Below are 9605 nucleotides of genomic sequence, written 5' to 3' on the forward strand. Positions count from 1 at the left end.
GCCGAAGAGGTCGACATCGACATCAGGGCCGAAGACATCCGCATCGATACGATGCGCGCCTCGGGTTCGGGCGGCCAGCACGTCAACACCACCGATTCGGCTGTCCGCATCACCCATTTGCCGACCGGCATCATGGTGGTGCAGGCGGAAAAGTCACAGCACCAGAACCGCGCCAAGGCGATGCAGATCCTGCGGGCCCGGCTCTATGACCTGGAACGCGGCAAGGCGGACGAAGAGCGCTCGGAATCGCGCAAGTCACAGGTCGGTTCCGGTGACCGCTCGGAACGCATCCGGACCTATAATTTTCCTCAAGGCCGCGTCACCGACCACCGCATCAACCTGACGCTCTACAAGCTCGACAGGGTGATGATGGGCGAACTCGACGAAATCATCAACGCGCTGATCGCCGATCATCAGTCGAAGCTGCTCGCCGATATCGGCATCGATGGCTGATCAACTGCCCGAGACGCTGGGGCAGTCGCTGCGGGAAGCGCAGGCTCGGCTTGCCGCCGCCGCTGTCGATGATCCGGCCCTCGATGCGAGGCTGATCGTCGAGCATTTCTCCGGCACGACACGCACGCAAGCCATCGCGGACCCCGAACGCAAGGTCGACGCTGGCATTGTTGCCGAAATCGATGCCGCCTTAAGACGCCGCGCCGGCGGCGAGCCGGTGCACCGCATCCTCGGCTATCGTGAATTCTACGGTTTGCGCCTGTCGCTGTCGCCAGAAACGCTGGAGCCGCGGCCCGATACCGAAACGCTGGTCGAAGCGATGCTGCCTTTCGTCAGGGCGGTGGCGGTCCGGGAAGGCGAGTGCCGCATCCTCGATCTTGGCACCGGCACCGGCGCCATTGCACTGGCGCTGCTCAGCGCCGTGCCGACAGCGATCGCCACCGGCGTCGATCTGTCCGCGGGCGTGTTGGCGACGGCAGCCCGCAATGCCGGGCAACTGGGCCTTGCAGGCCGGTTCACGGTGCTTCAGTCGGACTGGTTCGAAAAAGTTTCCGGCCGGTACCATGTAATTGCCGCAAACCCTCCCTATATACCCTCGGAAGACATTGGAAATCTGCAGGACGAAGTCCGCAATTTCGACCCGCGCTTGGCCTTGGATGGCGGCGCGGACGGTCTGAACCCCTACAGGATCATCGCCGCGGAGGCGGCAAGGTTTTTGGAAACTGAAGGCAGGATTGCGGTCGAGATCGGCCACACGCAGCACAATGAGGTCTGCGAGATATTCGCTGCAGCCGGCTACGTCCCGGGCGGTGCTTTTCGTGACCTCGGCGGAAACGACAGGGTTATTGTCTTTGAAAGGATAAAGCCTTGACGCAGTGCAAAAAAGCGCTTGGCAATACCGGGGAATACGGCTAGGGTCGCCTTAACCGGATGAGACGAAGCAGGCAGTGCTCTTAGCGATTCGGTTTTCCTTGGAAATAGCTGCCTTCTTGCGCAAACGATGCCCAAGCTTCGTGCGGGAATCGTCCGGCAAGTGATGTAACCGGAACAGGATGGCACGTGGCGCCAACGCAATCGATGCGGGCGAACGCCGGTGAAGAGACGAAACGGCTGGCTGCATGAGCGCCTCCGTTCGTGAAGAGTTTTTCGAAAATTTCAAAATGAAGAGAGTTTGATGAGGCCACAACAGCAGAACAGGCGCATGCGCGGTCGCAACAACAATGGCGGCGGCGGTGGTAACAATAACAATAATAATAACAACAACAACCGCAAGGGACCAAACCCCCTGACGCGCAACTACGAGAGCAATGGCCCGGACGTGAAGATCCGCGGTTCGGCTCAGCAGATCGCCGAAAAATACGCCACCCTTGCCCGTGATGCGCACAGCTCCGGCGATCGGGTCATGGCGGAGAACTATCTCCAGCATGCCGAACATTACAATCGCATCATCGCAGCCGCGCAGGCGCAGATGCCGATCCAGAACGCGCAGCAGAATCGCGATGATTTCGACGATGACGGCGACGAGGATCGCGACGATTTCGACAATGGCGGCAACAACAGCAACACTGTTTCCGATGCTCAGGTTCCGGTGGTCAACCATGGCGCCGGGCCGCAGCCGGTCATCGAAGGCATGCCGGCCGAGGTCGCGCTGAACCGGGAAGGTGGCCGCGACAATCGCGACAATGCCGGGCGTGACAATGGCGGGCGCAACAATGGTGGCCGCGACAACAATGGCGCACGCCATCGCGATCGTCGCCCCAATGGCGGTTACGGCCAGAACGGCCAGCGCGACTTCGGTTCGTCCTCCGAGCAAGGTGGTCAGCCCCAGAGCAACGAGACCCCGATCCAGGGCGAAGCCGCTTCGCCGACCGAGTCCGTTGCCGCGGCTGAGCCGGCTCCGTTGTTCGAGAACCTGTCGCCGGCGGGTCTTGCCGCCCAGGCCGAGCTCAACGAGGCGGCCGCCGAAAGCGGTGCTGCCCGTCGCCCGAGGCGTCCGCGCCGTCCGCGCGTCAACGCCGATCAGATTGACGGCGGCGACAATGCCAATTCCGGGGCCGACGCCAGTGAGGCTGCTGCTGCCCCGGTCGACAGCGGCAATGCTGAACCGGTCATTGTCGATATCGACAACTGATAGAACGACACTTCAAGACGTTGAGCGGCGGGGAGAAATCTCCGCCGTTTTTGTTTTTGCGCGGCGATGGAATATTATGCGTTGACCGACATCAAGGCGTCTTGAGACAGCATGGCCTATGCACCATATCTCGGCTGAACAGGATCCGGCTCGAATGGGCGGGTCCGTCACCGCAATCTGATCCGGTGCCGCAAAGCGGGCCGGTGATGGAAGGAGACAGATATGAACCTTGAGAAATACTCCGAGCGTGTGCGCGGCTTCATCCAGTCAGCGCAGACCATGGCGCTCTCCCGCAACCACCAGCAGTTCACCCCCGAACACATCCTGAAAGTGCTCGTAGACGACGACGAGGGCCTGGCCGCGTCGCTGATCGAACGCGCCGGCGGCAACGTCCGCGACGTCAAGCTTGGCGTCGAGACGGCGCTCGAAGCGATGCCCAAGGTCGAGGGCGGCAATGGCCAGCTCTATTTGGCGCAGCCGCTGGCAAAAGTGTTTTCGACCGCCGAGGAACTGGCCAAGAAAGCCGGCGACAGCTTTGTCACGGTCGAGCGGCTCTTGCAGGCGCTCGCCATGGAAAAGTCGGCCAAGACCGCTGACATACTGGCCAAGGCCGGCGTCACCGCGCAGGCGCTCAACCAGGTCATCAACGACGTCCGCAAGGGCCGCACCGCCGATTCGGCGAGTGCCGAACAGGGCTACGATGCGCTGAAGAAATACGCGCGCGACCTGACCGCCGATGCGCGTGCCGGCAAGCTCGATCCGGTCATCGGTCGTGACGACGAGATCCGCCGCACCATCCAGGTGCTGTCGCGCCGCACCAAGAACAATCCGGTGCTGATCGGCGAGCCGGGCGTCGGCAAGACGGCGATCGCTGAAGGCCTGGCGCTGCGCATCGTCAATGGCGACGTGCCGGAATCGCTGAAGGACAAGCAATTGATGGCGCTCGACATGGGCGCGCTGATTGCCGGCGCCAAATATCGCGGCGAGTTCGAGGAGCGGCTGAAGGCCGTTCTCTCCGAAGTCACTTCGGCCAACGGCAATATCATCCTGTTCATCGACGAGATGCACACGCTGGTCGGCGCCGGCAAGGCGGATGGCGCCATGGATGCGTCGAACCTCCTGAAGCCGGCCTTGGCGCGCGGCGAGCTGCACTGCGTCGGCGCCACCACGCTCGATGAGTACCGCAAGCATGTCGAGAAGGATGCAGCCCTTGCCCGCCGCTTCCAGCCGGTGTTCGTCGACGAGCCGACGGTGGAAGACACCGTTTCGATCCTGCGCGGCCTGAAGGAGAAGTACGAGCAGCACCACAAGGTGCGCATTTCGGATTCGGCGCTGGTGGCGGCGGCGATGCTGTCCAACCGTTACATCGCCGACCGCTTCCTGCCCGACAAGGCAATCGACCTGGTCGACGAAGCCGCATCGCGGTTGCGCATGCAGGTTGATTCCAAGCCCGAGGCGCTGGACGAGATCGATCGCCGCATCATGCAGCTCAAGATCGAGCGCGAGGCGCTGAAGGTCGAGACGGACGAGGCCTCGAAGGACCGGCTCGCCCGCCTGGAAAAGGAGCTCGTCGGCCTCGAGGAGGAATCGACCGAGATCACCGCCAAGTGGCAGGCCGAGAAGCAGAAGCTCGGGCTGGCCGCCGACCTCAAGAAGCAGCTCGATGAGGCGCGCAACGACCTCGCCATTGCCCAGCGCAAGGGTGAATTCCAGCGCGCCGGCGAGCTTGCCTATGGCAAGATACCGGAACTGGAAAAGAAGCTGAAGGAGGCCGAGGCCCAGGACGGCAAGGTCGGCATGGTCGAAGAGGTGGTCACACCCGACCACGTCGCCCATATCGTCTCGCGCTGGACCGGCATTCCGGTCGACAAGATGCTGCAGGGCGAGCGCGACAAGCTGCTGCGCATGGAAGACGAGATTGGCAAGCGCGTCGTCGGCCAGGGCGAGGCGGTGCAAGCCGTTTCCAAAGCGGTGCGGCGCGCCCGCGCGGGCCTGCAGGATCCGAATCGGCCGATCGGCTCGTTCATGTTCCTCGGGCCGACTGGTGTCGGCAAGACCGAGCTGACCAAGGCACTCGCGAGCTTCCTGTTCGACGATGAGAGCGCGATGGTGCGCATCGACATGTCGGAGTTCATGGAGAAGCACTCGGTGGCCCGGCTGATCGGTGCGCCTCCCGGCTATGTCGGCTATGAGGAAGGCGGCGCGCTGACCGAAGCGGTGCGGCGGCGGCCCTATCAGGTCGTACTGTTCGACGAGATCGAGAAGGCGCATCCGGATGTCTTCAACGTGCTGTTGCAGGTGCTCGATGACGGCCGTCTGACCGACGGGCAGGGCCGCACGGTCGATTTCCGCAACACGCTGATCATCATGACCTCGAACCTCGGCGCCGAATATCTCGTCAATCTCGGCGAGGACCAGGATGTCGATGAGGTTCGCGACGAGGTGATGAATGTCGTCAAGGCGTCGTTCCGGCCGGAGTTCCTCAACCGCGTCGACGAGGTGATCCTGTTCCACCGGCTGCGCCGGCAGGATATGGGCCGCATCGTCGAGATCCAGCTCAAGCGGTTGGAGAGCCTGCTTGTCGACCGCAAGATCACGCTGTCGCTGGACCAAGAGGCGATCGACTGGCTGGCGGCCAAGGGCTATGAGCCGGCCTATGGCGCGCGGCCGCTGAAGCGGGTGATGCAGAAGGAATTGCAGGACCCGCTGGCGGAGAAGATCCTGCTCGGCGATATCCTCGACGGCTCGACCGTCAAGGTCACAGCCGGTTCCGACCGGCTGAACTTCCGCTCGAAGCCGACGATCGTCGCGGCGGAAGCGGCAGCCTGATCCAAACGCCGCGCGTCCATCCTGGACGCGCGGCGTTTTTTCGTATGAAAGGCGGGTGCGGATGACACTGGACGACTACAACAGCTTCTGCGCCTCGCTGCCCTCGACGAGCCATGTCGTCCAGTGGGGCGGCGCCCATGTCTGGAAGGTCGGAGCCAAGGTCTTCGCGATCGGCGGCTGGGACCAGGGCCAGCAGCTCTTCGTCACCTTCAAATGCTCCGATATCGCCTATGATGTGCTCAAGGAGCAGCCGGGCCTGCGGCCCGCGCCCTATCTTGCCTCGCGCGGCATGACGTGGATCCAGCGTCGGACAAGCCACAGCATGGATGATGCTGCGCTGAAGGACTATCTGCGCGAGAGCCATCGCCTTGTCGCCCTGAAGCTGACCAGGCAGGCGCGCAAGGAATTGGGACTCGCCGCAAGCTAGCTAATATTCCTCGAGGCGCCGGAAAACCGCCATCTTCATGCCCGGTTCATGTTGGAACCATATGGTGGGTAACTGGTTTGCTGGCGAAGGGGTTCGCCTTGCAGGGACACTGCCGGGCGGCGGCAATTACGGACCGGAGAGTTTGGCTACCATGTTCCGCACGATCTTGACCCTTTCGGCGCTCGCAGCCGGGATGTCCTTTTCAGGCGCGTTCGCCGCCGCGACGCAGGACAGCGCACCGCCGATTGTCCGAGCCGCCAATGATGGCGGCATCCTGCTCGCCCAGGACGGCAATGTGGACATTTATTACGACGCCAGGGGCAACCGCGTTATCGTCGACGCCGATACCGGCAAGGTCATCGCCATCCAACCGCCGCAGACCCGGCTCGACCGTCGCGCGTTGCGTCGAGAGACACGTCTGCGCGAGTTGGGCCGCGCCCCCGACGGCAACGACCGCTACTATCTCGACGATCCGGAAGACATGGCGCGGTTCCGTCGCAAGCAGTTGGAAGAGGAAGGCCGGGTTATCCCGCCGCCGGCGGACGAATACGATCCCTATGGGGACAATTCCGTGGAAGCCAATCCGCCGGCACCGCAGGACGATGGCAGCTACGACAACAATTATCCCGACGCGCCGCAGCCGGCAAAGCCGGGTACCATCAAGCGCCAGCCGCTGAACGAGGCCTCGATAGACCCGGCCCAGCCGGCAGTTCCCACCGAAGAGGCGCTGCCCGCCGACCAGGCGGCTCTGCCGCCGAAGGCTGGCGACAAGACCACTGTTGCCCCGGCGCTTTCGCTGGGAGCGCGCCAGGATGTCGCCGCACTTCAGGTGCTGCTCGACCGCGGCGGCGCTTCGCCTGGCGTCATCGATGGGCGTTTCGGTTCTAATGTCGACAAGGCGCTCGCCGCCTACAACCAGATCACCGGCAGCAATCTGCGATCGACCGACGCGGTCGGCATCCAGGCGGCGCTGGCGCAATCCGGCGGCGATGCCTTCGCCAACTACACCATCACGCCGGAGGATGCGGCCGGTCCCTATGTCGCCTCGATCCCTGAAGACTACAGCCAGAAGGCGCAGCTCGACCGCATGGGCTACACGTCGGTGACCGAGGCGCTGGCCGAGCGCTTCCACATGGACGAGAATTATCTCAAGGCGCTCAACCCGGACGTCAACTTCAATCGCCCCGGCACGATCATCAAGGTCGCCAATTTCGGCAGGCTGGTCTCGACGCCGGTTGCCCGCATCGTCGCCGACAAGGACAAGAAAGAGGTTTTCGCCTATGATGCCGGCGGCAAGCTGGTGGCAGCCTATCCCGCCACCATCGGCTCGTCGGATACGCCGTCGCCGTCCGGCACGCATACGGTGTCGCGCGTCGCGCTCGATCCGAACTACACCTACAACCCCAGCATCAATTTCAAGCAGGGCCAGAACGACAAGGTCCTGACCATTCCGCCTGGCCCGAACGGCCCGGTCGGCTCGGTCTGGATTGCTCTGGACAAGCCGACCTACGGCATCCACGGCACGCCGGATCCATCGAAGATCGGCAAGACCGAAAGCCATGGCTGTGTGCGCCTGACCAATTGGGATGCGCGGGAACTGGCCAAACTCGTTTCGCCCGGTGTCACGGTGGAGTTTGTCGGCGGACCTTCAGCCGATGACCTTGCGCAGCAGTGAACTCCGAAGTGCGGCGGCATAGACCAACTGCACGATCAGAATGAAGCCGATGCCGAGCAGTGGACTGATGAGTGAGAGTGCGGCGCCGAGCGCCCACAGGATCTGCGCCTTGACGATGCGCAGATAGACCGTGCGTTTGGTCTCCGCGTCGACATCCTCTGCCACGAAGCCGTTTTTCTCCGCATAGCGCCAACTGGCGAACAACGTGACGCCGAGCATCAGCAGATTGAGCCAGTAGACCAGCACCGCGGTTCTGAACTCGAGGAAGTCGGCCAGCAGGTCGGTCGAGAACGGCAGCAGGGCGATGAAGGCGAGAAAGCAGAGGTTCAACGTGGCAAGCCGTCTGTCGGACTTGGCGATCAGACCATGCTGCGCCTGCTGGCCGAACCAGAAGATGGTCAGCGTCAGGAAGCTCAAGGCATAAGTCAGGAAACGCGGCGCCAAGGCAGCGATCGCGGCAAGCAACTCGCGTTCGGAATGGATCGCCTCGTGCGCCGGCACCCTGATTTCCAGAACGATCAGGGTGAGCGCGATGGCGAACACCCCGTCGGTGATGCCGACGATACGGCCGCGTCCCTCCGCCGATGCTTCAAGTGGCCGCTTCATCGATGTCTCCCCGTCTGCACCTTTCTGGAAAACCTAGCATGACCGCCGCCGTTTGCATCCGGGTAGGGTGCGACCCCTGGCCGACGGGCTGGTTTCAGTGACTGCAAGCCACTGGCTGGTTGTTGCCGGTGCACTGGAGGTCTAAGCAAGGTTCCATGCATTCACCCAGCGAAGCCGCCGCCGTCCCGCTGACCAGCCCGGTCACGAATGGAACGTTCTGTCCGCAATCGCAGCGGCGATTCGTGCTGATCGCGGCAATCCTGGCCTCGGCGCTCGGCTTCATCGACGGTTCGATCCTGGCCATCGCCACGCCGGCGATCCGCGTCAACCTCAGCGCCAGCCTGGCCGAGGCCCAGTGGATTTCCAATGCCTATGCATTGACGCTCTCGGCGCTGATCCTCGCCGGCGGCGCTGCTGGCGATCGATTCGGCCTCCGCCGCGCCTTCGTGGCGGGCATTGCGTTGTTCATTGTCGCTTCGCTTGCCTGTGCGCTGGCGCCGAATGCGGTGGTGCTGATCGCATTTCGTGCCGTCCAGGGCATTGGTGCGGCGATCATGGTGCCGGGCAGCCTCGCCATCATCGCCAAGGCCTACCCGAAAAAGGAACGCGGTCGCGCCATCGGAATCTGGGCGGCTGCTTCGGCGCTGACCACGGCACTTGGTCCGGTGCTCGGCGGCTTCGTGCTGTCGGCTTTCGGCGACGGCATCTGGCGAGCGATCTTCGCCATCAACCTGCCGCTCGGCCTGATCTCGATCTATCTGCTGCTGGCCAAGGTTCCAGCCGACGCGCCGACGGAGAAACGCAGCCTGGATCTCGGCGGTGCCGCGCTCGCCACATTGGCTTTCGGTGCGCTCGCATACGGGCTGACCTCGATGAGCGCCAGCGGCGAGGGCCATATGGCCGGGCCGAGCATTGCCGCCGGCGTCGTTTTGCTGGCTGTCTTCATCGTCTTCGAGCTCCGGCAGCGCGAGCCGATGATCGACCTCAGCCTGTTTCGCGTCGGCGCTTTCGCCGGCGCCAATGTCGCGACGTTCTTCCTCTATTTCGCACTGTCGGCCAATCTTTTCTATCTGCCGATGCTGCTGATCGCCGGCTGGGGACTGAGCACGGCCGAGGTCGGCTTCATCTTTCTGCCCCTGTCGGCGTCGATCGCGCTTTTGTCTGGACCGGTCGGCCAGCTATCGGACCGGATCGGCCCGCGCTTTCCGATCGCCTGCGGCAGCCTCGTCGTAGCTTTCGCCTTTGCCGGACTTGCCTTGCTCACCCATGCCGGAATCCACAATTTCTGGACAGGAACATTCCCGCTGATGGCGCTGATGGGGCTCGGCATGGCGCTGGTCGTGTCGCCATTGTCGACGGCGATCATGACGGCGGTGGAAGACAAGGATACGGGTGCGGCCTCCGGCATCAACAATGCCGTCTCGCGCATCGGCGGTCTGATCGCGGTGGCGGCGATGGGTTCGCTCGCCGCCTGGGTCTACGCG

The 9605-nt window shown here is 63.3% G+C and carries 8 protein-coding genes; 7 read left to right on the plus strand and 1 reads right to left on the minus strand.

The window, feature by feature from the left end; genetic code table 11:
* The 6 genes from EN993_RS25180 to EN993_RS25205 form a co-directional block, all read left to right on the plus strand.
* Positions 1-453 (plus strand): peptide chain release factor-like protein (locus EN993_RS25180; RefSeq protein WP_281040574.1); only part of this gene is annotated, 453 nt, incomplete at its 5' end.
* A complete protein-coding gene (gene prmC / locus EN993_RS25185) occupies positions 446-1324 on the plus strand; it encodes a peptide chain release factor N(5)-glutamine methyltransferase (RefSeq protein WP_127265112.1) in 879 nt (292 codons plus the stop codon). The genes EN993_RS25180 and prmC, both read left to right, overlap by 8 nt.
* A gap of 303 nt (positions 1325-1627) precedes the next feature.
* The gene (locus EN993_RS25190; RefSeq protein WP_127265113.1) at positions 1628-2584 is read left to right on the plus strand and encodes a DUF4167 domain-containing protein; all 957 of its coding nucleotides are present in this window, start codon (positions 1628-1630) and stop codon (positions 2582-2584) included.
* A 222-nt stretch (positions 2585-2806) separates the two neighbouring features.
* Positions 2807-5413: an ATP-dependent chaperone ClpB gene (gene clpB, locus EN993_RS25195; protein WP_127265114.1), complete on the plus strand. Its 2607-nt coding sequence runs from the start codon at positions 2807-2809 to the stop codon at positions 5411-5413.
* 61 nt (positions 5414-5474) lie between these two features.
* Positions 5475-5840: an MmcQ/YjbR family DNA-binding protein gene (locus EN993_RS25200; RefSeq protein ID WP_127265115.1), complete on the plus strand. Its 366-nt coding sequence runs from the start codon at positions 5475-5477 to the stop codon at positions 5838-5840.
* Between the two features lie 151 nt (positions 5841-5991).
* A complete protein-coding gene (locus EN993_RS25205; protein WP_127265116.1) occupies positions 5992-7515 on the plus strand; it encodes a L,D-transpeptidase family protein in 1524 nt (507 codons plus the stop codon).
* Here the strand turns inward: EN993_RS25205 and EN993_RS25210 are convergent.
* Positions 7489-8121, minus strand: coding sequence for a TMEM175 family protein (locus tag EN993_RS25210; protein ID WP_109658627.1), 633 nt, complete (start codon positions 8119-8121; stop codon positions 7489-7491). The two genes, EN993_RS25205 and EN993_RS25210, sit on opposite strands and share 27 nt — an antisense overlap.
* 155 nt (positions 8122-8276) lie before the next feature.
* Between EN993_RS25210 and EN993_RS25215 the strand changes: the two genes are divergently transcribed.
* A partial coding sequence (locus EN993_RS25215; RefSeq protein WP_127265117.1) for an MFS transporter occupies positions 8277-9605 on the plus strand: 1329 nt, incomplete at its 3' end.

Origin of the sequence: Mesorhizobium sp. M7D.F.Ca.US.004.01.2.1, assembly GCF_003997785.1 — a bacterium.
Lineage (GTDB): Bacteria > Pseudomonadota > Alphaproteobacteria > Rhizobiales > Rhizobiaceae > Mesorhizobium > Mesorhizobium loti.

Excerpts from the sequence above, each read along its gene's own strand:
- prmC (WP_127265112.1), top strand. The coding sequence starts at position 446 with ATGGCTGATCAACTGCCCGAGACGCTGGGGCAGTCGCTGCGGGAAGCG.
- EN993_RS25200 (WP_127265115.1), top strand. The coding sequence starts at position 5,475 with ATGACACTGGACGACTACAACAGCTTCTGCGCCTCGCTGCCCTCGACG.
- EN993_RS25205 (WP_127265116.1), top strand. The coding sequence starts at position 5,992 with ATGTTCCGCACGATCTTGACCCTTTCGGCGCTCGCAGCCGGGATGTCC.
- EN993_RS25210 (WP_109658627.1), bottom strand. The coding sequence starts at position 8,121 with ATGAAGCGGCCACTTGAAGCATCGGCGGAGGGACGCGGCCGTATCGTC.
- clpB (WP_127265114.1), top strand. The coding sequence starts at position 2,807 with ATGAACCTTGAGAAATACTCCGAGCGTGTGCGCGGCTTCATCCAGTCA.
- EN993_RS25190 (WP_127265113.1), top strand. The coding sequence starts at position 1,628 with ATGAGGCCACAACAGCAGAACAGGCGCATGCGCGGTCGCAACAACAAT.